Raw genomic sequence first — 24,540 nt, 5'->3', positions numbered from 1 at the left:
TACTATGTCATCTAAAATTATTTATACAAAAACAGACGAAGCGCCATTGTTGGCCACTTATTCATTCCTGCCGATTGTTCAAGCATTTGCGAAAACAGCCGATATTGAGGTAGAATTGAAAGATATTTCCCTTGCAGGAAGGATCTTGGCACATTTCAATGATTCTTTGTCCGAATCTCAAAAAACACCAGATGCTTTAGCAGAGTTAGGCCAACTGGCTACAACGCCAGATGCTAATATTATCAAATTGCCTAATATTTCTGCTTCGGTACCTCAGCTTAAATCTGCGATTACCGAGTTGCAAAAAGCAGGCTATGCTATTCCGAATTATCCAGATGCTCCTGCGAATGCAGAAGAGGAAAAAATAAAAGCAACCTATGCCAAGGTGTTAGGTTCGGCGGTAAATCCAGTGCTGCGAGAAGGAAACTCTGATCGTCGCGCACCGAGAGCGGTAAAAAACTACGTGAAAGCGAACCCACACCGCATGGGAACTTGGGCCAATGATAGCAAGACGGAAGTGACTTCGATGTCTGAAGGCGATTTTTATGGCTCCGAAAAATCGATCACGTTGGATCAAGATACCTCCTTCAAAATTGAATTCGTGGGAATAGATGGCGGCACGAAAGAGCTAAAAGGTGCTGCAAACCTAAAAGCCGGTGAAGTCATTGATGCTTCGGTGATGAGTGTATCTAAATTGAAGATTTTTGTACAAGCTGCAATGGCGGAGGCGAAAGCTTCTGGTATTTTGTTGTCGGCACATTTGAAAGCGACGATGATGAAGGTTTCTGACCCAATTATATTTGCCGCTATTGTAGAAGTATACTTCAAAGATGTATTTGATCAATTTGGATCATTATTCGCGGAATTGGGTGTAAATACCAATAACGGTTTGGGTGAAGTGTATAGCAAGATTGCTGGTCACGCACAGGAGAGTGAAGTGAAGACAGCTATCGAAGCAGCAATCACGGCGGGGCCCGATTTGGCGATGGTGAATTCAGATAAAGGAATTACCAACTTACATGTACCATCAGATGTAATTGTAGATGCATCCATGCCAGCTATGATTCGTATTGGCGGTAAGATGTGGGATAAATCGGGTGCAGAACGCGATACTTTAGCGATTATTCCTGATCGCTCTTATGCGGGAGTATATAAAGCAGTTATTGAAGATTGTAAAGCCAATGGCGCATACGACCCCACTACGATGGGATCAGTTCCCAATGTGGGTTTGATGGCGCAAAAGGCAGAAGAATACGGATCGCACGATAAAACTTTCCAAGCATCAGAAAAAGGGACTATCCGTGTGGTCAATAGTGAAGGGGTCGTATTGTTGGAGCAGGCTGTAGAAGAAGGCGATATCTTCCGCATGTGCCAAACTAAAGATGCTCCTATTCAGGACTGGGTGAAGCTAGCGGTAAACCGAGCAAGATTATCGGATACGCCAGCAGTATTCTGGTTGGATAAAGACCGCGCACATGATCGTGAGATTATTGCGAAAGTAGAGCTTTATCTGAAAGATCATGATACCAGCGATGTAGATATACAGATATTGGCACCTATCGAAGCCACGAAATTCTCTGTGGATCGTATCCGCAAAGGAGAAGATACCATTTCCGTAACGGGCAACGTATTACGGGATTACCTAACGGATTTATTTCCAATTTTAGAGTTGGGTACTTCGGCCAAAATGCTTTCTATCGTACCATTGATGAATGGTGGTGGTCTGTTCGAAACAGGTGCAGGCGGTTCAGCACCGAAACATGTAGAGCAATTTGTAGAAGAAGGCTATTTACGCTGGGATTCTTTAGGTGAATTCTTGGCTTTGCAGGCATCATTCGAGCACTTGGCGCAGACACAAGGCAATAAAAAGTCTCAGGTATTAGCAGATGCTTTAGATGAAGCAAACGCGAAATTCTTAGCGAATGACAAATCGCCGGCACGTAAGGTAGGTCAGTTAGATAATAGAGGATCACACTTCTATCTAGCCAGCTACTGGGCAGAGGCTTTAGCCAAGCAAACAAAGGATGCGGAATTAGCGGAGCGTTTTGCTAACATCGCGAAAAATTTGTCGGATAACGAAGCGAAGATTAATGAAGAATTGATCGCTTCGCAAGGTAAAGCACAGGAGATCGGCGGATATTACTATCCAAATGATAAGCTAGTTTCAAAAGCGATGCGCCCTTCGGCCACCTTGAATGAAGCGATTGATAATCTGTAGATTATTGTGATATTTTATGAGGTTTGTTACTTGTATCATGTAGCGATTACTCTGATAATAGACGTAAGAAGTCCGGCGATATCGCCGGACTTCTTTATTTATATCTGTTTAAGAAACCTTGCTAATAATTTCCTTTTGTAGCTAAAATATGTATCTTCGCGACTAATACTAACAATTATTAAACAATTATGAAGAAACTATTATTGACCATCTCCGCGCTAGCTGGATTCGCTCTCATTGGTACGGCTCAGGACTTTGGATTTCAAAAAGGAAACGTAATTTTAGAAGGAAGTTTTCAATCTAGCACCGTCAATGACCGGCTTGCTGGTAGAAAGGAATCTTCTTTTAATTTTACTCCGAAAGCGGGCCTATTCTTGAGTGATCGTTTTGCACTTGGATTATTTTTAGGGATAGGAAGAGAAAAACTAACTGAGCGTGTAGGAGCGGTTTCGGAAGAGCAGGACAAACTTAATGCTTTTGAATTAGGAGTATTCGGTCGATACTACTTTTTGGAAGTAGGAAGCCGTTTTAAAACATATACGGAGCTTAGTACTGGTTATGGAAGCCACACTTACTTCTATAACGCTATAGGGTTTAATCCGTTGGAAAGCAAAAAAAGGGGGTTTGGAGCCAATGCGGGGATTGGGGCAAATTTCTTCCTTACAGAGCGCGTCGCAATTAATTTCTTATTTGCTAATGTGCTCTCATATGCCACATTTAAGCCAACAGAGAATTATGGGAATAACCAAGGTACCTCTACGTCTACTTTCGATACCAATCTCAATGTCTTTGACAACTTTTTCGAGACAGCAAGCTTCGGTCTGACGTTTAAGTTTTAATACAATCTGTAAAGTTTTTTAGCAAGGAAAGCCCAGCTAAAATAATAGCCGGGCTTTCCTTTTTATCGCTTCATACTAATATCCCGGATTCTGTGTTAATGTTGCTGAACCATTGATGACACTTAAGTCAATTTGATTCTGTGGAATTGGGAAATAATTCGTGCGAGATATGGCACTTGCACCCCGAACATCAGTTGTAATGGTACCCTCATATTGATAGATGGCATTCATTGCTGTCTGCAAAATACCCCAACGAGATAAGTCAAAGAAACGATGTCCTTCCATAGCCAACTCTAACTTGCGCTCAAAATAAATCGCGTTCAATGCTAATTGCTGCGAACTGAAATACCCAGCCGGATAAGGATTAACTACATAATTTGCTGCCGGTGTATTGTTAAATCCTGCCAAAGGCGCGCTGTTGTTAATATAACTATACAACCATCCAGCAGGGTCTGCAGCACGTGTTCTAACCCGGTTAACATACGTCAACGCCTGATCTAAGGATCCGCTTTGTGCCTCCGCCTCAGCAGCCATTAACAACACGTCCGCAAAGCGAATTACCAACACATTAATCGCAGTACCGGGGGCCCAAGAGCTTTGGTCTGAATAGATATCCTGTGTGGCCTGCCAGTAAATGTTCTTTTTATTACTATACGGCCCCGCACTCACTTGCTCCCTAATCCAGCTACGTCCAGGATGCAGTCCCCAATCATGAAATGGGATGCCTCTTCTACCCACAGTCCAGTCCAGTCGAGGATCGAGTGTTGTAACATCTGGTGTGAATGCACTAGTAGATGCTATGCCCATATCATTCTTCACTGCTGTGCTATTATAGTTCTCCAGATATGGAAGACCTGTTGTAGGCGAGGTACGATAAGAGTTCACCAAATCTTGTGTTGGCTGATAGAATCCGCAACAGCGAAAAGGACTTTCGTACGGAAAGTTTAGCTTTCCTCCAGAATTGGCAAAAGTGATCGAATTGGTGCCATCATTAGCGACCATCTGAATGGCAAAAACCGATTCAGCGTTGTTCTTTGTGGCTGCATCAAAGTTGTTTTTAAAAGGCACTAAGTCATAGCGAATGCCGTTTACAGTCACCCCATTAGTGATTACATCTGTAAATACGGTACGAGCCTCCGCAAATTTTTTCTGATACAACAGTGTTTTACCTAAATATGCAGCTGCAGCCCACTTGTTGACACGACCCACCTCCGCAAATGTGGCCGGGAGGTTCGCGAAAGCATATTCAAAATCTGCCTGTATTTGTGGCCAAATGTCCGCGGTGTTGGGCTGGTAGTAGCTTTCACTGTTCTCATCCACCCACGGCACCTGATTAAACATCTTTTTCAAATCAAAATAGAAATGTGCACGTAGAAAGCGAGCCTGAGCCGAAATTTCTAGTCTTTCCTGATCCGTAAGATCGGTGGCAAGATCTAAGAATCGTAACGTCTGGTTGGCACGACTCACCCCTTCAAAAGAGGATTTCCATTTGTTGTTGAAAAATCCGTTGCTGGCGTCTTGTGTTAATCGTGCAATTTGGTTGATGGCAGGTTGATCGCCGCCATCACTTCCTTTATGCGCTTCACCGCCGGCGACACTGCCATAAATCCAGTTGTCTGGAGACGATTCCCATGGGCCACCGCCACCTAAACCATCGTCGTTTCGTGCAGCTGCTAATGCAGAGTAGGCACCGGTTAATAAAGAGTTGACTCCCACTTTATTGCTGAGCTGCTCTTCACTCAATTCTCCCAAGGGAGCTTGCTCTAGGAACGATTTGCTACAACCTGTAATCAACAGACTGGTGCATACTCCCCATTGTATAATTGATAATAATTTCGTTTTCATAATACCGTGTGTTTAAAACCCAACATTTAATCCAAATAGTATTTGGCGTGGCGTGATGTATGTACCCTGATCAATACCAAAAGCCGTGGTTGAACCAGAAATTTCAGGATCTGGACCCGAATATTTCGTTAACGTGAAAATATTGGCCGCTTGTACATACACACGTACGCGCTTCAATTTGGCACGTGTTAACCACTCCTCTGGAAGGGTGTAGCCTAAAGCCGCATTGCGTAGGCGCAGATAATCTCCCTTCTCCACGAAATAGGAGTTAGGTACGTCTTTCGTACTGGCATAACTGGTTAACTCTTGTATAGGTGCTTTCGCGTTCATGTTCTCTGGTGTCCATGAGTCATAGACCGCGGTATTACTGTTTGCGCTACCATTAAACGAAGAATAGAAGTCGGTGTACCAACGCACGTTGTTCCAGATGTCGTTCCCAGCGACCCCATAGAAAAATGCAGTAAAATCCCAATTTTTGTAAGTCAACCCTAAATTCAAACCATAACTCATGGTTGGATTCGGATTGCCTAGCACGGTGCGATCGTTAGCGTCTATGATACCGTCTCCATTGACGTCTGCATAGCGGAAGCGACCAACGCCAATATCTGTTTGATAGAGCGCTTCTGGATTGCCTGAGGATTCTCTAGCTCTCGCATTTGCCGCATTGACCTCCTCCTGTGAGTTCCAGAAGCCGTCTGTTTGATAACCAAAGAAAGAACCCATCGGGTTTCCTACAGAATTCCGTACTACATAACTACCATTAAAGCGGTATTGTGATCCAATTACATCGAAATAATCACTGTTTTGAGAAACGCTTTGGATCACATTTTTGTAGGTCGTTAAGGTACCTGTGGTGGTTAATTTTAAATCTGGTCCTAGATCAAAATTTCCAGTAATTGCCACGTCTAATCCGGAGTTTTTCATACGAGCCACATTGGCAAATGGCTGTGTAGCGCGTCCAGCTGTGCCCGGTAGCTCGGGGTTGTACAATAGGTCGTCAATAACTTTGGTGTAATAGTCTACGTTTAATTCTAGACGAGAAAATAAGGTCGCATCGAAACCAACATTGGTATTGATGTTTTTCTCCCAACGTGCATCAGGATTGCCGATACGAAATGGCTGTACGCCCAATACTGTACTGTTTCCAGAACCCGTGATATCATAATAAGACGAGCGGCGCACGCCCACAAAAGTGTTAAAGGAATTGCGGGAGTTGACATTGAGTTGATTTCCCATTACCCCATATCCACCTCGAATCTTGAAGTCATTTAACCAGCTTTTCGTTTCCGCCATAAAGTTTTCGTCCGATATGCGCCATCCTGCACTTACTGCAGGAAACCAACCCGATTGGTTATTTAGGAATTTGGAGGATGCGTCACGGCGTAATGTTAATCCCAACAGATATTTTTGTTTGAAGTTGTAATCAACACGTCCAATTAAAGAAGACAACATCGAAGCATCCCGTGCAGATCGTGCAGTCTGTGCACCAAACCCAGTGTTTAGATCGACAAAATCACGATCGAATGTTAAATATCCCTGTGTAGTGGCTTCCATAAAACGAAAATTCTCCTGATACGCTTCCGTACCTAATACTACAGAGATGTCATGAATATTGTTGAAGTTTTGCTTATAGTTGATGGTGTTAGTCCAGGTCCAGTTCCACGCATTCACAGAATTTTCCGTGTAGGCATTAGCTACCTCATTTTCCAAGTTTTCGTATTGTGGAAATATGAAACGCTGTGAATGTCCGGAATTGATCTCCCCTCCAAATACAGTACGAGCTGTGAAGTTTTTCCAAAGATCTACCTCAGCAAATACATTACCGATGAGGCGGTTATTTTGGCTGCGGTTATTACGCGTACGATCGGCGATAGCCACTGGATTTCGTGCATTGCCCAATCCACCGCCAGCCGTTCCGGCATAATTTCCCATAATATCATACACCGGAATGATGGGAGCCTGACGAAAGCTCATTCCAATTGAACTACCTTCGTCCAATTCTCCTATACCATCATTTCCTAATCCGTCAGTAAGAGACCCTTCTTCCGTTTGTGGAGATCGGCGCAACGCGTAGGTAATGTTCTCTCCAATGCGTACTCGGTTACCAATTTTGTAGTTGGAGTTTGCCCGAATCGTATAACGGTTCATATACGTGTTTTTCAGCACACCCTCCTGATCGAAATAATTGGCGGAGAAAAGAAATGCTCCTTTTTCATTTCCATGGCTCACAGCAATATTGTGACTCATAATAGGCGCATTGCTGAAAATTTCGTCTGCCCAGTCTGTACCGGCATGGTTAGCACGATTAATCCTGTAGAAACCTCCGGGGTTTCTATCGAAATAATTAGGATTGACATTGTAGAGTGCTGGATTGACTCTGGGATCGCCCTCCATCGCTCCTTGTGGAGCAATGTAATCTGGCAAACGTGGCTCAGCACCAGTTCCATATAAATCATTGCCAACTGCTACACCACTGTTGCGCTGAGCCTGAAATGTTAGGCGAGCATTATCCAATGGGGAAGCGATGTCCCAAATATTGCCTCGGATCGGGCGCTGGCTGCCGTAGAACATGTCGTAATTGACGCGTACTTCTCCGTCCTGCTTTCCTTTTTTAGTAGTAATGATAATTACTCCATTGGCAGCGCGGGCTCCGTATATCGAGGCCGAACCGGCATCTTTCAACACTTGCATCTGATCAATGTCGTTCGGGTTTAAATCGACAATATTTTGGATCGGAATTCCATCTACTACGTATAAAGGCGAGTTATTGCCAAACGTATTGATACCGCGAATACGGACTTCCGGTTCCCGTCCTGGTTGTCCGGAGCCGACCACTGTAACACCAGATGCCTGTCCTTGCAGCTGATTGTTAATCTGGCCAGATGGCTGGCGGTTCATTTCCGAAACATTCACTACCGAAACAGCACTGGTGAGGTCTTTCCGCCTTTGTGTAGCGTAACCCGTTACCACAACTTCATCTAAGTTACTGGTAGACTCGTTAAGCTGTACGGTATAACTCTCGGTCGCAGATGTTACAGGAACATCTTTTTGGGTATAACCTATATAGTCAAATACGAGTACGTCGCCGACCTTTGCCACAATCTCGAAGCTCCCGTCTTCTTCTGTGCGTGTACTGATGTTAGTGCCTTTCACGGTGATTCCAACACCTTGAATTGCTTGCTTACTCGTAGCATCTACTACTTTTCCGCGGATACTGCTTTGTGCTGTACTCCGCATCAATAAGATTTTTTCTTTTTCTAATTTGTATTGGACGTTCAAGTCAGCCTGTATCTGATTTAGTAGCTGCCCCAGCACCCAATCTGTGGTCTTCAGATCGAGCATACGCGTTGTTTGTAGTACCGATGGGCTATAGACAAATTGGATTTGTGTCTGCTTTTCGATTTCATTAATCGTGCGTTGCAGACTGATTTTTTTCTCTGTCAGCGTCACTTTTTGGGTGGTTGGGTTTTTGCTTTCCGCAGCTTGCGTGTTTGCCCCGACCACCAGCGCCATGAATAGCCAGCCACAGAGGAGTGCTGTGCTATACATTGCGTTCCTTTTGGAACTGTATTTTGTGAAGTTCATAATGATTGGTTTTGATGTTTACCACTCGGATTTCTCGGTCAGATATATATCTGTTGGTTTGCCATTTTCTCGGCAGATAAGAGGACTGCCGGATAAGATTTGAGTTTCTGTTTTTATCATAAGTATGTGTTTATTTGTTAGTGGTTTATAGAATGGAGATTTTACGATCGTGAATTACATAGCGTGTGGCAGTAACGGCACAGATCAGATCCAGTTGTTCGAAGAGCGTCAGGTTATCCAAATCACCCGTGAATGTGGTGCTCCTATGGGGTGGTGTTACCCGAATATCTAGCTCATAGATTTTACTAAGTTTGTTGGCCAATACGGCAAGATCAACAGCCTGATAACGCACTTGTGCAAGTATTGCCTGATCTGTAACTACTACCTTTGGTTTTTCTACGATGGTCGCTTGTAATGTTTCTCTTTTCTTATTAAATACTGCGCGGTGATTTATGGTTAGCTCTACGGGCCTAGGTTTTGTGAAAATGCGTTGCACTAGAGATACGTCCCGGCAGGTATGCGTTACTTGTACCTTGCCAGAGTATACGATCACTTCACTTTCGTCTGTATCCATATCCTGTATGAGGAATTCCGTGCCTAATACTTCAGTGGTCATTTTTCCGTGCAAGACGGAAAAGGGGCGAAGTGGGTCGGAAGCGACATGGAAAATGGCGCTACCCACGAGAGCTACTTTTCTTGGTGAAAAGTTAGCGGTGTAGCTTAGTCTAGCCCCTTGCAGCAACCTTATTGTAGACCCATCTGGTAGATCTACCTGCAGTGTGTCTGTTCCCGCATTGCTTACCACTTCCAAAGGAGAGGCTGGCCACCAAAATGTAAATACCAGCACAGGAAGTAAGATAGCTGCTGCCACAGCGATCCAATTGGACGATTTTTTCGGCATCTTGATGATAGGCTTGGAAATTGGGGTGGCTTGAGAAATCTTTTGCCAAAGACGTTCTTCCATTGCTTGGTAATCTTCTTTGCTTAAAGATAATTTTTCTTTTTCGGGCAGCATGTCATACCATTTCTCTATCATACGCGTCTCATCGAGCGTACAAGTACCTTGCAGATACCGCTGCAAAATGTCTTTAAATTGTTTACGACTCATCAGAAAAGTCAGTTTATAATGTGTAAAGGTCAGTGATGACATATCAAGATCTTGCCATCTACACTATAAGTAGCACAGGAAAGGTATATCCCTAAAAAAAGAAGATAATTTTTTTATTTCTTTTAATCAGGAAAATAGATAAGGTGCGCTGATCCAAATGGTGAGCGCACCTATGGTTAGGTAATCGCGCAATACTATGCGTAATGCTTTTAAGGATTTCGTAATGTGGTATTCGACCGCTTTTTCAGAGAGCTGTAAAGCGTGGGCAATTTTTTTGACAGATTGGTATTCAATTCGGCTCATCACAAAAATCTGCCTAGTTTTGGGCGGTAATTGTTTTAATCCGTCGTATAATTGTCCCATTAGTTCTTTAGCAGAAAGCGGGTCAATACAGTTGTTTTGCTGTTGCGGATCATCTTCTGATTTCTTAAAGTGGGCAAAACGTTCTGCCTTGATCACCGATTTGATATGATTGATGAAGCTAAAGCGCGCTGCCGCGTCGAGGTAGGAGGGTAGGTGTTGAATATTCAGTTCTGCTCGCCGTTCCCAAAGGGAGACGAAGATTTTTTGCGTCAGCTCCTCGGCTAATTCCATATTACCGGATTTAGCATGAAGCTGCCTGAATAGTGATCGCCAATAGCGCCGGTAAATCTCTTCGAATGCGCCGTGATCGCTTTTTTTTAACAAGGACAGCAGCGTTTGATTGGTTAGATCGCAGGTCTGCATAAGTAGTTTATAATTACGTAGTGATAAATATATATAATATTTGTTACAAACTGCAAATACCTATATACGAAAAAAGCTCCCAGTTGGACTGGAAGCTTTTAGTTTTTTCAGATTGAAAATCGATCACACTTTGATTTCCACTTCAACGCCTGAAGGCAATTCAAGTTTCATCAATGCGTCAACAGTCTTAGAGTTCGAAGAGTAGATATCCAATAGTCTTTTGTAAGCACTTAATTGGAACTGCTCACGCGCTTTTTTGTTAACGTGTGGTGAACGTAAAACGGTATAGATTTTTTTCTCTGTAGGCAATGGAATAGGTCCGCTTACTACAGCACCTGTAGGTTTTACTGTTTTTACGATTTTCTCAGCTGATTTGTCAACCAAGTTGTAATCGTAAGATTTCAATTTGATTCTGATTCTTTGGCTCATTGTATGTTGTTTAATTGTTTAAAATGATCGCCAATTAGAGCTATTAACAACTGGCGATCGGGTTTATTTTGAAAGGCTGTATTATTCTACAGATCCTTTAACTTTACCTTTTGATTTCGCGATTACATCTTCCATGACGTTACGCGGAGCTTCTGCATAGTGATCAAACTCCATAGTAGATGTTGCACGACCAGAAGTAATGGTACGCAATTGCGTTACGTAACCAAACATTTCAGAAAGTGGTACTAACGCTTTGATTACTTGTGCACCATTACGAGAATCAAGACCTTGCATCTGACCACGACGACGGTTTAAGTCACCCATTACGTCACCCATGTTCTCTTCTGGAGTTAATACCTCAATTTTCATGATAGGCTCCATCAATACTGGAGAACATTTTGGCAATGCCTCGCGATATGCTTGGCGACCAGCTAGTTCGAATGATAGAGAGTCTGAATCGACTGCGTGGAATGATCCATCAATCAAACGAACTTTCATGCCTGATAATGGGTAGCCGGCCAATACACCGTTTACCATCGAAGTTTCGAATCCTTTTTGAACAGAAGGGATAAATTCTTTAGGGATTTTACCACCCACGATTTCGTTGACAAACTGAAGTGGTGACTTTGTTAAGTCATAATCTTCGTCTGCTGGAGAGATAACCACTTTGATATCCGCGAATTTACCACGACCACCAGATTGTTTCTTGAATACCTCACGGTGTTCTGTAGTACCGTTGATAGACTCTTTGTAAGATACCTGAGGAGCTCCTTGATTTACCTCTACTTTGAATTCACGTTTCAAACGGTCGATCAAGATTTCTAAGTGAAGCTCACCCATACCAGAGATTACTGTTTGACCAGTTTCTTCGTCCGTTTTTACAACGAATGTAGGATCCTCTTCCGCTAGTTTACCAAGACCGATACCCAATCTATCCATATCAGCTTGCGTTTTAGGCTCAATAGCTAATCCGATAACTGGCTCAGGGAAGTTCATAGACTCTAACACGATAGGGTGTTTTTCATCACATAAAGTATCACCTGTTTTGATGTCTTTGAAACCAACTACAGCACCAATATCACCCGCTTCGATTTGTGGGATAGGGTTTTGTTTGTTCGCGTGCATTTGGAAGATACGAGAGATACGCTCTTTATTGCCTGAACGTGTGTTCAAGACGTAAGAACCTGCATCTAACTTACCAGAGTAAGCGCGGATAAAACATAGACGACCTACGAATGGGTCAGTAGCGATTTTGAAACCTAATGCTGCGAATGGCTCTTTCACATCTGGCTTACGCACTAATTCTTCGCCCGTGTCAGGATGAGTTCCTTTAACACCTTCTGAATCCATTGGTGAAGGCAATAATTCCATCACTAGATCCAACATGGTTTGAACACCTTTGTTTTTGAAAGATGAACCACATACCATTGGTACGATGGAGTTATCTAAAACGGCTGCACGCAATGCATTTAAGATTTCGCGTTCTGTTAGGGAATTAGGATCTTCGAAGAATTTCTCCATCAAAGTCTCATCATAACCAGCTACCGCTTCTAATAATTTTTCACGATACTCAGCTACTTCATCCAACATATCATCAGGAATTGGCACTTCGGTAAAGGTCATTCCTTTATCATGCTCATTCCATACAATACCACGGTTGTTAATCAAGTCAACTACACCAGTGAATGTATCTTCTGCTCCGATAGGCAATTGTAATGCTACTGCATCAGATCCTAACATGGATTTTACTTGGCCAACCACTTTCAAGAAGTCAGCACCAGAGCGATCCATTTTGTTGACGAAACCGATACGAGGCACTTTGTAGTTATCCGCCAAGCGCCAGTTAGTTTCTGACTGTGGCTCTACTCCATCCACTGCGGAGAATAAAAACACTAATCCGTCTAATACGCGCAAAGAACGGTTTACCTCTACGGTAAAATCCACGTGACCTGGTGTATCAATAACGTTTACTTGGTATTTTTTATCGCGGTAGTTCCAGAATACGGTCGTCGCAGCTGAAGTGATCGTGATACCACGTTCTGCTTCTTGCTCCATCCAGTCCATGGTCGATGCACCTTCGTGTACCTCACCGATTTTGTGGTTTACGCCAGAGTAGTATAGAATACGCTCTGTTGTCGTAGTTTTACCAGCATCGATGTGGGCAGCGATACCGATATTTCTAGTTAATCTTAAATCTCTTGCCATAATAATTTTAAAGCGATAGGCCTATGCCTGTATTGTTGTTCAATGTTTTTAAATAAGTACACCGGCTTTGTCAAACCCTTGCGAGATGTCAAAGCCGGCGTATGCCTTATTAGATTCTGCTAGTTTTCACAGTTAGAATCTGAAGTGTGAGAACGCTTTGTTAGCTTCCGCCATCTTGTGCGTATCTTCTTTCTTCTTTACAGCTGCACCTTCACCTTTAGAAGCTGAGATGATTTCTCCTGCTAGTTTTTCGAACATGGTTTTTTCACCACGTTTACGAGCGTAAGAGATTAACCATTTCATACCCAAAGCGATTTTACGATCTGGACGAACTTCCATAGGAACTTGGAAGTTAGCACCACCTACACGACGTGATTTTACCTCTACGGCAGGCATCACATTGTTCAATGCTTTTTTCCAAGCTTCAAGACCGCTCTCTTGTGTTTTTTGCTCTACTAATTCTACTGCATCGTAAAAGATAGAGTACGCGATAGATTTCTTACCGTCGAACATCATGTTATTTACGAAACGCGTTACCTGAACGTCATTAAACTTCGGATCAGGTAAAATGATTCTCTTTTTTGGTTTTGACTTTCTCATTTTAATTTCCTCCGTTTAATTATTTCTTTTTGCCTTTTGCAGGAGCTGCTGCCGCTTGTCCTGGTTTAGGACGTTTTGTTCCGTATTTCGAACGACGTTGGTTACGTCCAGCTACACCGGATGTATCTAGCGCACCACGGATAATGTGGTAACGTACACCTGGTAAATCTTTCACACGACCACCGCGGATTAACACGATCGAGTGCTCTTGTAAGTTGTGGCCTTCACCAGGGATGTAGGCATTCACCTCTTTACCGTTTGTTAAACGGACACGAGCGACTTTACGCATTGCTGAGTTTGGTTTTTTAGGGGTAGTAGTATATACACGTGTACATACACCTCTTCGCTGTGGACATGAGTCCAACGCTGGTGACTTACTCTTGTCAACCAGAGCTACTCTACCTTTTCTAACTAATTGTTGGATAGTAGGCATTTACCTGTTCTAGTTTTTTAATTCGTTTAAAATTAATTTTTAAAGTCCGCAAAGATACTTATTTCCATTTGAATATTAAATAGTTAGTGAAGAAAGTTTGAATGTTTTTTCGTTGCCAAGAGGAGCCTAACATAAATTATATATGACACCTAGCTTATTAGCGCATGGTGAGGTTCACATTTTTTAGATACATGTAATTGATTATTTATATTGCTAAAATGTTTTTCTTTACCATTATTGTATTTATTTGGCACATATTTTGCGAATAGCACAATAAATTATAAAATTTAAACATTATCTATTAAAACTATGAAAAGTACTTGGGTTTCCGCCATTGTGTTGGCGCTAGTGGCATTTTTATTCGTTGGATGCTCTAAAGATGATAATAGTCCTTCGGGAGGTAGTATTGATGCGGCTGTGGGTACTTTTCAGGGGAGTTTGGAGGTTACCGGACAAGATGCAAGATTTAATCAAACGATTGTCGTGACCAAAGTTTCTAACGAGAGAATTAGGGTGAAGGTGGGTGACGCTTCGTTGAATTTACCTGATCGCGAATTTAATGTTACCAACAACGCTAATATAGCTATTCAATCTGCATCAATTTCTACAGGAGGCGACTTTATATACGATGTCAGAGAGCAGAGTGTAATCTACCAATCTGCTCCTATGGCAGAAGGTGAAGTTTTATTTACTTTCAAGGGAAATAAGCAATAAACTTATTTATTTAGGGTTACATGATAAAGCCAGATCTATATTAGATCTGGCTTTATTGCTATGTATTTAATTGATCAGCGTGAAATGGATCTACTTAGATCTAATAAGATGGTTTGTTATTCTACATGAGCTTTTGGTGATTTATAATAATAAGCGTTCGTGATTAGAAGAATACCTTTCCTCCTCTATCAACACATGTAATTTTTTCTCATTTATTTTTAAAATGGAATCGTAACTATTAAAAAATTATTTTCATAAATTTGGTTGTAACATTTGAAATTTCAGTTCGATAAACCATGCTGAAGAATGCAAACAAGGAACCAAGCCATTCGCAATTATCTTCCTATTGGGCAAGGTCTGTAGAGGAGCTATTAACCGAACTTAATTCAGCACAGGGAGGTATTTCAGAAGAAGAGGCCGCGTCTAGATTGGCTATTTATGGCCCGAACAGCCTAAGCAATAAAAGTGAAACCAGCGCTTATTTATTGTTTCTGCAACAGTTTAAAAGTCCAATCACCCTGATACTCATCGCTGCCGCCATCTTGTCATTTTTACTTCAAGACAGGACAGACGCAATTATTATTTTGTCTATTGTTTTGGTTAGTAGTTGTTTAGGCTTCTGGCAGGAGTATGGAGCTTCGAATGCTGTCGCTAAGTTATTGAAACTTGTTCAGGTGACTGTAAAGGTCGTTCGAGGAGGTGATGTGATGTCATTATCAACGGCTTTAGTTGTTCGTGGTGACATAGTGGTTCTTTCTGCCGGTGATATTATTCCGGCTGATTGTATCATAATGAATTCCCAAGATCTCTTTGTCGACGAGGCAGCCTTTACGGGTGAAAGCTATCCGGTAGAAAAACAAGCAGGAGTGTTGGCGGAGGATACCTCTGTTTCGAAACGTTCCAACATGTTATTTATGGGGTCGCATGTTATCAGTGGAAAGGCATCCGTAATTGTAGTTTCTACGGGAATGTCTACGGAGTTTGGTAAGATATCGGATCGCCTTCAACATAACGCTCCTGCAACGGAATTCGAGGTGGGAATCAAAAAATTCGGCTACATGTTGATGCAGATTACACTGGTCTTGATACTCATTATTTTTGCGTTCAACGTATTGTTGCATAAACCTATTCTGGACTCTTTTCTTTTTTCATTGGCTCTGGCTGTGGGTCTCACGCCTCAACTGTTGCCTGTAATTATCACGGTAAACCTTGCCTCAGGAGCCAAGAAAATGGCTATACAGAAAGTAATTGTTAAGCGACTCTCGGCAATTGAAAACTTTGGAAGTATGAATGTTCTCTGCTCGGATAAGACAGGTACAATCACAGAGGGAAAGGTGAAATTGTACAAAGCATTTGGATTTGATGGAGTAGATGATGAAAAGGTTAGTCGGTACGCATTTTTCAATGCAGTAATGCAGAAGGGATTTAAGAATCCAATAGATGAGGCAATCATAGATGTTTTTGCGCAAAGCAATTTTCAACTACCCGAATTATTGGGGGAAGTGCCGTATGATTTTAGTCGTAAACGGCTGAGTATAGGCGCCGTTGTTGATGAAAATACTACTCTTATTACAAAAGGTGCTTTCCAACAGATCCTTTCTATATGTAAGCGGGTACAGGTCGGCCCTAAAAATATTGCAGATTTATCTGATGATAGAAAATCTAGTCTCTTAGACTTGTACGAACAATATAGCAAGGAAGGTTATCGGACACTCGGGCTTTGCTACAGAATCATAGATAATGCTGCCATAAGTAAGCAAATAGAAGAGGATATGGTATTTCTCGGTTTTGTAACCTTTTATGATCCGCCTAAGGAAAGTGCGATTTCTGCGATTGCAAACCTGGAAAAATTGGGGGTGAAGCTGAAAATAATTACCGGAGACAATGCCTTAGTTGCAGAGAGCCTTGCCAAACAGGTGGGTATACTAAATCCGGTCGTAGTTAGTGGAGAGTCTTTAAGAGAAAAGAGCAGCGAGGCGATTCAAGTAGCGGTTTTGCAGGCTGATATCTTTGCAGAGGTAGAACCCAGCCAAAAGGAACAAATCATTTTGGCGCTTAAGAAGTCAAAGAACGTAGTTGGTTTCATGGGAGATGGCATTAATGATGCAGCGGCACTTCATGCGGCGGATGTGGGTATTTCTGTAGATACTGCCGTTGATGTTGCAAAAGAAGCTGCTGATCTGGTGCTGATGAATCAGAATTTGGAAGTACTCATCAATGGTGTTAAGGAAAGCAGAAGGACGTTCGCCAATACGATGAAATATATTTTTATGGCTACCAGTGCTAACTTTGGCAACATGTTTAGTATGGCAGGCGCTTCGCTAATCCTCCCGTTCCTCCCATTATTGCCCAAGCAAATACTACTGACCAATCTGCTCACAGATGTTCCCGAAACAACAATCGCTACTGACAATGTCGATGAAGAGTATATTAATTCTCCACATCGGATAGATATCGGCTTTATCAAAAAGTTTATGTTTGTTTTTGGACTGCTCAGCTCCCTATTTGATTTTTGTACGTTTGGTCTATTGATTTTAGTGCTCCGAGCCAATGAACAGCAATTCCAGACAGGCTGGTTCTTAGAGTCCGTAGTATCTGCCTCTCTGATCGTATTGGTCATGCGTACTCGCCTGCCGTTCTTTAAAAGTAAACCAGGGTGGGCTCTGCTGTTTGCAAATTTATTAATTATCATTACTGTATTGATATTGCCTCTTACCCCTTTAGGAAGTGTGTTTGGATTCGTAGCGCTTCCAATCCAATTCTATATCTATATGTTGCTTATTGTGGCGGTATATGTTCTTATAGCGGATTATGTTAAAAGGTGGTTTTATAGGAAAGTGGCTCCCGGATATTGATTTAGATATAAAGGAACTACCAAAATCTAATGCCCATATATTTTCAAAAATCGAAAATATTATTTACTCTGATTTTGATGAAAACAACAAAAACATCGCCACATATTTTAAACACGTCTGCAAATCTTTTAGGTTTTTGCTTATTTGTGATCACTGCTTTGCATGTGAATGATAAACACGAAGGGACAATAATGGATGAGTTCACTTCCGTAATAGCATTGTTATTGGCTCTATCATCACTGCTGTCCTTCTTTTCTATACGAACTGAAAATGCTACCCGGCTCTCCGGCCGGCTAGAGGATATTGCAGATGCGTTGTTCATCATCTCTCTGGTTGCCATTGTGCTCCTTATCCTTTTCATATTTTTATATTTTTTATAAATAGTAGATGTCCATATGATTCTTTTCAAAACCGGATATAGTTTAGTTAGAATGAGATCATGGCTTGCCATAAAGGACAATGGCTCGAAAATAATTCAAGTATCCTTTTCATTACTATGCATTATTTTGGTGTGGTGGTTCTTCAGGCATGAAAAATCAGAATTGAGCCATGTTCCAGAAATGCTCAGCCAATCAAATCCGTACTGGATTTGTAGCGGAATTGCTTTGGCCGTACTATACATTTTTGTACAGGCCATGATGTACCGCATGGCGTTCAAGGCCACCCGTTCTAATACGAACATTTCCGATATGGCAGCTCTTTTTCTGAAAAGAAATCTTGCCAGTGTGTTTTTGCCGGCAGGCGGTGTCTCTTCTCTCGCTTTTTTTGGGCAACCGCTGGAGAAAAAGGGCGTGAGCAAATCTAGTATCCGTATGGCATCTGCTTTATACGGGTTTGCGGGGATCGTATCCATTCTGCTCGTGGCCATACCTGCATTTATTAGTGCTTTTTTCTATGTATCGCTTGGTTGGACATCCTGGCTTGCACTAGCATTGACGCTATTACTTACCCTAGGAATTCTACTTGGCTATCGTGCTATTCGCCAAGGCGGATCTTTAAAGGATTGGCTGGAGGACAAACTTCCTGTACTTCGCACCATTTTGGAAGATGCTTCCAGCAGTCTACTCGAACGGCGGTATATATTTTTGACCATTTTTTACAGCATATTGGTAGAATTGTGTGGCATCGGACATCTTTATATAGCTATGAAGGCACTTGGGGTAGCGCCTCTTTTTATGGCAGCTGCAATCGGCTACGTCGTTGCAGTTATTTTTATGCTGATATCTCCTTTTTTGCGGGGTCTGGGCGCCGTTGAGCTATCTATGGCTTTCCTTCTTGCCAAATTTGGGTATGATCAAGGTGCAGCACTTTCCATGACAATGTTGTACCGAGTTTTCGAATTCTGGTTGCCTTTGCTGGCAGGAGTGATTGCTTTTGTTTTGCCTTGGAATAAAATTGTATTGAGAATCGTTCCTTCTGTATTATTGATGCTGTCTGGTATTATCAATATCCTATCAGTACTGACACCTGCAATTGTGGAAAGAATACGGATTATTCGGGGTTTCATCTCAATAGATATTTCACATGCTTCCAACTTCCTGGTTTTTGCAACAGGTATTTTTATGTTAGGGACGGGTCTATTTCTATTGCGTGCCCAGCGCAGTGCTTGGATATTTGCATGTCTTTTATGTTTCGTCTCAGTCGTTGGAAACCTCTTAAAGGCCTATGACTATGAAGAGGCGGCGCTGTCACTAATTGTGCTTTTTTGTTTATTGGTGACCCGTAGGCAATATTTTGTGAAAGGAGCAACTTCTTGGCATACAAAAGGAAATTTTCTGACATTGGGTGTCTGTATGGCTATGATATTAGTGTATGGTATGCTTGGATTTTATCTGATGAACCCGGCCCATTTCCAGAGGGATTTTACATGGTACGAGTCTTTGGTGTATACCATTCGCGAGTTTTTCCTTTTGGATAATGATATGGTATATCTTGATTCTTCAGGTCGCATGTTTTTGAAATCTATAAACCTGTTGGGCTTCACATTTTTTTCTTTCCTATTATATACGGTATTTAAGTCCTGGCTTTCTCAAACGAAATGGGCAAGAAGTCAACTGCTAGATGAAGCAATTGCTTTTACGCAAAAATATGGAGCAAGCGCCATAGATTACTTCAAATATTACTGGGATAAACAGCTCTTTTGGTCGGCCAATAAAAAAGCATTTATATCATTCAAGATTTCGGGCAGGTTTGCCGTGGTCCTGGAAAAACCTGTTGCTATTGATGTAACGGAGAGTAAAAAATGTCTGTTAGAGTTTGAAGATTACTGCAATGGGCTAGGTTATTCTGCGGTCTATTATCGAGTGGGAGAGAAAGATCTTGGGCTTTTTGAAGAGATGGGTAGGAAGCGATTCTTTTTAGGACAGGAAGCAATAGTCGATCTTCATGATTTTTCTCTGGATGGCAAAGAAAAGAAGTCGTTGAGAAATGCTGTAAACAAGTTAAAATCTACCGGTTATGTTTTGAATATTTACCCTTCACCATTATCAGCAGATTTGGTGGATCGCTTAGAAGAAGTTTCAGAATCGTGGCTACATGAGAATGGAAAGACGGAAATGCTCTTCGCGGAGGGAATGTTTGTTAGGCATGAAGTCGCCCGTAATGATGTGATTGTGTTGGAGCGTGATGGTGAGGTGTTCGCATTTCTGAACATTATTCCTGATTATGTTTTCAATGAAGGAACCTATGATCTTATCCGTAAAAAGAATACTGCTCCCAATGGTGCTATGGATGGGCTAATCCTTCAAATGTTTCGCTATTTTCAGGAAAGAGATATTAGGTATGTAAACCTTGGTATGGCACCGATGTCTGGGCTAGATAAGGCTTCAGGCGTCGGAGAGCATGTTATCAAGTTTGCCTATGAGCATGCTTCGAGATATGGTCATTATAAGGGGCTTCGGGAATTCAAAGAAAAGTATCATCCCATTTGGCAGAATGTATATCTTTTGTACTCCGATGATCTCCAATTGTTCGGCATACCACAGGCTTTAAAAAACGTGATGAAGGATTAGGATGAGATCTGTCAAAATAAATTAGAAGAATTTATATCTCAAAGATTTGTCGCAGATCGGATTACTCCTTACAGAGACGACCTCCTGCGCCAGGAGGTCGTCTCTTATTTTCTATCCTATCAAACGGTAACTGTATAAAATTATCCGTGCATGCTTCTTGATATTGATTGCTTAGGTGATCAGTGTAAAGTCGATTTGCCGTTTTTCTAAATCTACTTTCTTTACCTTGATCTGCACTTCATCGCCCAGTTGATATACCTTTTTCTTGCGCTGGCCTATAATGGCATAATTCTTTTCATCCAAAGTATAGAAGTCGTCATTGATGTCGCGTAGCCTCACCATACCTTCACATTTATTCTCCTCAATCTCTACATACATGCCCCATTCTGTTACGCCAGAGATCAAACCCGTATATTCTCTTCCAATCTGATCTTGCAGGAATTCTGCTTGCTTATACTTAATAGATGCACGCTCTGCTTCTGCGGCTTTCTTTTCCATCTGAGAGCTGTGCTCACATAGCTTTTCGTAATGTTCTGGATTTACTTGTTCGCCACCATCTAGATAGAATTGCAACAGACGATGAACCATCACATCCGGGTAGCGACGAATAGGGGAGGTGAAGTGTGTGTAGTAATCAAAGGCTAATCCATAATGCGAAGTATGTTTGGTGGTGTAGATCGCCTTAGCCATCGAGCGTACCGCTAGCGAGGTCAGTATGTTTTGCTCTTTTTGCCCTTCAATTTTTGTCATCAGTGCATTCAGCGATTTGGCGGTCTCTTTGTCTGTCTTTGTGTTCATTTTATGTCCAAATCGCGAAGCGAATTGCGAGAAGGAGGCCAGAGCATCGGGTTTTGGTACGTCGTGAAAACGATACACAAAGGTCGGCTTATTCTTTCCTTTACCACGCTTTCCGATGAATTCAGCCACGCGTCTGTTGGCTAATAGCATGAAATCTTCAATTAGCTTATGCGCATCTTTACGGACTTTGGTATACACACCGGTAGGTTTGCCGTTTTCGTCGAGGTGAAATTTCACTTCTTCGGACTCGAAGCTGATGGCGCCGCTTTTGAATTTGCGTTCGCGCAGGATGTATGCCAGTTCATTCAGCTTAAGAATTTCTTCTGAGAAATCTCCGGCTTTATTTTCAATCACTTCCTGAGCTTCTTCGTAGGAGAAGCGACGGTCGGAATGGATCACGGTGCGACCAAACCATTCGTTTTGAATCTGCGCTTGGTCGTTCAATTCAAATACAGCCGAGAAACAAAGTTTGTCTTCCTTTGGACGAAGTGAGCAGAGGTTGTTGGATAAGCGCTCGGGCAACATCGGGATCACACGATCTACCAGATATACCGAAGTGCCGCGGTCAAAAGCTTCTTTATCTAACGGAGAATCTGGGATCACGTAATGGGATACATCCGCGATGTGAACACCGATTTCATAGTTGCCATTTTCCAGTCGTTCGAAGGAGATAGCATCGTCAAAATCTTTTGCGTCAACAGGGTCAATAGTGAAGGTAATTTTTGATCTGAAATCACGTCGTTTTGCGATCTCTTCAGAACTGATTTCTGTGGAGATATTCTTGGACTCTTCTTCCACATCATTGGGGAAACTTAATGGGAAACCATAGTCGGCCAAGATGGCATTCATCTCAGTATTGTTTTCACCTTTTTTGCCCAATACGTTCTTCACAATTCCGATAGGATTCTTGGCGCTTTTTGGCCATTCCAAAATCGAGACCAATACCTTTTCTCCATTCTTTGCACCGTTCAGATTATCCAGCGGAATAAAGATATCATGATGCATCTTTCGGTCGTCAGCCATGAAGAAAGCATAACTTCCAGAAACGTCAATAGTACCTGTAAAATCGGTCTTGGCACGCTGCAAAATCTCTACTACTTCTCCTTCTTTTTTGCGGCCTCCCTTGCGTTCGAAAACGTGTACTTTTACGATGTCTCCATGTAGGGCTTGGCGTAGTTTTCTCGGGGCTACAAAGATGTCTCCATCTTGTGAATCTTCTGGAACGATGAACGCCGATCCGTCGGCAGTCATGTCTACTTTTCCAGTGATGTACGCCTGCTCTGATTTAAGTTTGAACTTGCCTCGGTCATGTTGAACAAATAATCCATTTTTAGATTTGTCTGACAAGATGTCTCGTATCGCCTCTTTTGCCTCATCATCTTCCAAGCTTAGCTTTGCGCCTACTTGTTTATAGTTAAGTGGCTTGTTATTTCCTTTTTCAAAAATCTCCACGATCAGTTTTGTAAAAACGTCTTTGTAGATTTTGTCTGTTTTATTTTTCATTGTTTTGTGTCAAATTATTAGAACGACCTGATCTCGCAAATAGCTGATGTATATCGCCCGTATATACTCTAAGGTAACCTTTTTTTTTGGCATATACAAGGTGTAAGGGTAGGGGATGGAGAGGGCGATTTGTTATGTAAATAAAATTATTATTTTAGCTTAATTATGTATTTCATTTTTAGGTATTTATATATTTTTTTGCTAAATTTTATGTGTTTATAATATGAGTTCTTACTGATTGTGGCAACTAAATGAAAAAGCCATCAGTATATGATGGCTTTGCTAAATTTTTTTATGTAAATAAATATATTATAATAAATTATTTAAATATTTAAAATTCAATGTTTTAATTTTATTTTGCTAAAATTTTTACTTGACTGTTTTTGATGAATCTCAATGGTGTGGTTTTGAATGTGGATTAGTTTATTGCTGGCATTTATCACAAAGTCCAACAGCATTCACTGCGACAGATTGCAAAGCAAAATTCTTGGGAACTTTGATATTAGGAATCGAAATTTCTTCTAGGCAAATTACGCTGTTGCAAGACGAACATATGAAGTGTATATGCTGGTCTTCGTGTTTGTGTTCTGTGCAATGGTGTGAGCAAGTAGCATAGGTAGCGGTACCGTGTAAGTCGAAAATCTTATGTAATATTCCTTTCTCCTCGAAGCTAGCTAGAATCCGATATAGCGTCACTCTGTCAGTTTCTTTCCCGAGTAATTTTTCCAATTCAGGTTGTGATATTGCCCTTTGTTTTGCAGAAATGATCTCCAAAACACGTAACCTTGGTTGGGTTACTTTCAGTTTGTTTTCCCGAAGTAAGGTTTTGAAACCCGCTATATCTGTTGCGCCTGTAAGGCCTGTCTGCTCGTCTTTCATACGGTATAAAAGTACGTATTATAAGTGCAAAAAAAAACCGTTGCCATGGGTTATGACAACGGTTTTACAGCGCCCTAATATAGGGCAAATATTATTTACCAGCAGCCTTACTATAGTCTGCCAAAAATTGAGCAAGTCCGCTATCAGTTAAGGGATGTTTCAATAAAGAAAGCATCGCCGAAAGTGGTCCGGTCATCACGTCTGCACCTAGTTTAGCACAGCCCAAAATATGTGCGCTGTGGCGTACAGATGCCGCTAGAATTTGCGTCTCGAAAGCATAGTTGTCATAGATCAAACGGATCTCCTCAATGAGCGCCAAACCATCTACAGAGATGTCGTCTAGGCGGCCGATAAATGGAGATACATAAGTCGCTCCAGCCTTTGCCGCAAGCAATGCTTGACCAGCAGAAAATACCAAGGTGCAATTGGTTTTGATGCCTTTGTTTGAGAAGTATTTAATGGCCTTAATACCGTCTTTGATCATAGGTACTTTTACCACTATTTTAGCATTTAGTGCGGCTAGTGCTTCCCCTTCTGTGATCATCTCATCATAGGTAGTAGCGATCACTTCTGCACTAACGTCGCCATCCACAATATCGCAGATTGCTTTGTAGTGATTCAAGATGTTTTCCTGTCCAGAAATACCTTCTTTAGCCATAAGGCTCGGGTTGGTGGTTACACCATCCAATACGCCCAAATCCTGCGCTTCCTTAATTTGCTCCAGGTTTGCCGTGTCGATAAAAAACTTCATATTCGATGTCTTGATTTTTAGTGTATTATGATATTGGAAAA

General features: G+C 41.8%; 17 protein-coding genes. 6 read left to right on the top strand and 11 right to left on the bottom strand.

The features are described 5' to 3' along the window. Positions 1–4 precede the first annotated feature (4 nt). Both M8998_RS07985 and M8998_RS07980 read left to right on the top strand, forming a co-directional pair. A complete protein-coding gene (locus tag M8998_RS07985; RefSeq protein WP_249992045.1) occupies positions 5–2,218 on the top strand; it encodes an NADP-dependent isocitrate dehydrogenase in 2,214 nt (737 codons plus the stop codon). A 188-nt stretch (positions 2,219–2,406) separates the two neighbouring features. Beyond that, positions 2,407–3,057 (top strand): hypothetical protein, encoded by a 651-nt coding sequence (locus tag M8998_RS07980; RefSeq protein ID WP_249992044.1) that lies wholly within the window; start codon positions 2,407–2,409, stop codon positions 3,055–3,057. A gap of 75 nt (positions 3,058–3,132) precedes the next feature. On the opposite strand, the gene M8998_RS07975 is transcribed toward M8998_RS07980, so the two are convergent. The 8 genes from M8998_RS07975 to rpsL all read right to left on the bottom strand — a co-directional run bounded on the left by M8998_RS07975 (position 3,133) and on the right by rpsL (position 13,988). Beyond that, on the bottom strand, positions 3,133–4,902 hold the full coding sequence (locus M8998_RS07975) for a RagB/SusD family nutrient uptake outer membrane protein (RefSeq protein WP_249992043.1): 1,770 nt from the start codon (positions 4,900–4,902) through the stop codon (positions 3,133–3,135). A 12-nt stretch (positions 4,903–4,914) separates the two neighbouring features. Then, positions 4,915–8,487, bottom strand: coding sequence for a SusC/RagA family TonB-linked outer membrane protein (locus M8998_RS07970; protein ID WP_249992042.1), 3,573 nt, complete (start codon positions 8,485–8,487; stop codon positions 4,915–4,917). 145 nt (positions 8,488–8,632) lie between these two features. Continuing rightward, the gene (locus M8998_RS07965) at positions 8,633–9,595 is read right to left on the bottom strand and encodes a FecR family protein (protein WP_249992041.1); all 963 of its coding nucleotides are present in this window, start codon (positions 9,593–9,595) and stop codon (positions 8,633–8,635) included. Between the two features lie 126 nt (positions 9,596–9,721). Beyond that, a complete protein-coding gene (locus M8998_RS07960) occupies positions 9,722–10,321 on the bottom strand; it encodes a sigma-70 family RNA polymerase sigma factor (protein ID WP_249992040.1) in 600 nt (199 codons plus the stop codon). 123 nt (positions 10,322–10,444) lie between these two features. After that, entirely contained in the window at positions 10,445–10,750 is a 306-nt protein-coding gene (gene rpsJ / locus M8998_RS07955; protein ID WP_066753028.1) for a 30S ribosomal protein S10, read from the bottom strand. Positions 10,751–10,831: 81 nt separating this feature from the next. After that, complete coding sequence (gene fusA, locus M8998_RS07950; protein ID WP_249992039.1) at positions 10,832–12,955, bottom strand: elongation factor G; 2,124 nt, start codon at positions 12,953–12,955, stop codon at positions 10,832–10,834. A 132-nt stretch (positions 12,956–13,087) separates the two neighbouring features. Continuing rightward, positions 13,088–13,555: a 30S ribosomal protein S7 gene (rpsG, locus tag M8998_RS07945; RefSeq protein ID WP_249992038.1), complete on the bottom strand. Its 468-nt coding sequence runs from the start codon at positions 13,553–13,555 to the stop codon at positions 13,088–13,090. Between the two features lie 19 nt (positions 13,556–13,574). After that, on the bottom strand, positions 13,575–13,988 hold the full coding sequence (gene rpsL / locus M8998_RS07940) for a 30S ribosomal protein S12 (RefSeq protein ID WP_002993550.1): 414 nt from the start codon (positions 13,986–13,988) through the stop codon (positions 13,575–13,577). Positions 13,989–14,297: 309 nt separating this feature from the next. On the opposite strand from rpsL, the gene M8998_RS07935 reads away from it, so the two are divergent. From M8998_RS07935 to M8998_RS07920, 4 genes are all read left to right on the top strand, one after another. After that, positions 14,298–14,702 carry a hypothetical protein gene (locus M8998_RS07935; RefSeq protein WP_249992037.1) on the top strand — a complete coding sequence of 135 codons (405 nt, stop codon included), beginning with the start codon at positions 14,298–14,300 and terminating at the stop codon, positions 14,700–14,702. A 296-nt stretch (positions 14,703–14,998) separates the two neighbouring features. Beyond that, the gene (mgtA, locus tag M8998_RS07930; protein WP_249992036.1) at positions 14,999–17,557 is read left to right on the top strand and encodes a magnesium-translocating P-type ATPase; all 2,559 of its coding nucleotides are present in this window, start codon (positions 14,999–15,001) and stop codon (positions 17,555–17,557) included. A gap of 77 nt (positions 17,558–17,634) precedes the next feature. Continuing rightward, a complete protein-coding gene (locus M8998_RS07925; RefSeq protein ID WP_249992035.1) occupies positions 17,635–17,937 on the top strand; it encodes a hypothetical protein in 303 nt (100 codons plus the stop codon). A 51-nt stretch (positions 17,938–17,988) separates the two neighbouring features. Beyond that, on the top strand, positions 17,989–20,568 hold the full coding sequence (locus M8998_RS07920; RefSeq protein WP_249992034.1) for a phosphatidylglycerol lysyltransferase domain-containing protein: 2,580 nt from the start codon (positions 17,989–17,991) through the stop codon (positions 20,566–20,568). A gap of 171 nt (positions 20,569–20,739) precedes the next feature. Here M8998_RS07920 and rnr read toward each other — a convergent pair whose 3' ends face one another. From rnr to fsa, 3 genes are all read right to left on the bottom strand, one after another. Then, entirely contained in the window at positions 20,740–22,869 is a 2,130-nt protein-coding gene (gene rnr / locus M8998_RS07915) for a ribonuclease R (RefSeq protein WP_249992033.1), read from the bottom strand. Positions 22,870–23,292: 423 nt separating this feature from the next. Further along, positions 23,293–23,748: a Fur family transcriptional regulator gene (locus tag M8998_RS07910; RefSeq protein ID WP_249992032.1), complete on the bottom strand. Its 456-nt coding sequence runs from the start codon at positions 23,746–23,748 to the stop codon at positions 23,293–23,295. 91 nt (positions 23,749–23,839) lie between these two features. Beyond that, positions 23,840–24,499 carry a fructose-6-phosphate aldolase gene (gene fsa, locus M8998_RS07905; RefSeq protein WP_249992031.1) on the bottom strand — a complete coding sequence of 220 codons (660 nt, stop codon included), beginning with the start codon at positions 24,497–24,499 and terminating at the stop codon, positions 23,840–23,842. Positions 24,500–24,540: the final 41 nt, after the last annotated feature.

This window comes from Sphingobacterium sp. lm-10, from assembly GCF_023554555.1.
Taxonomy (GTDB): Bacteria; Bacteroidota; Bacteroidia; order Sphingobacteriales; family Sphingobacteriaceae; genus Sphingobacterium.
This window is presented reverse-complemented; position numbering and strand designations above follow the sequence as displayed.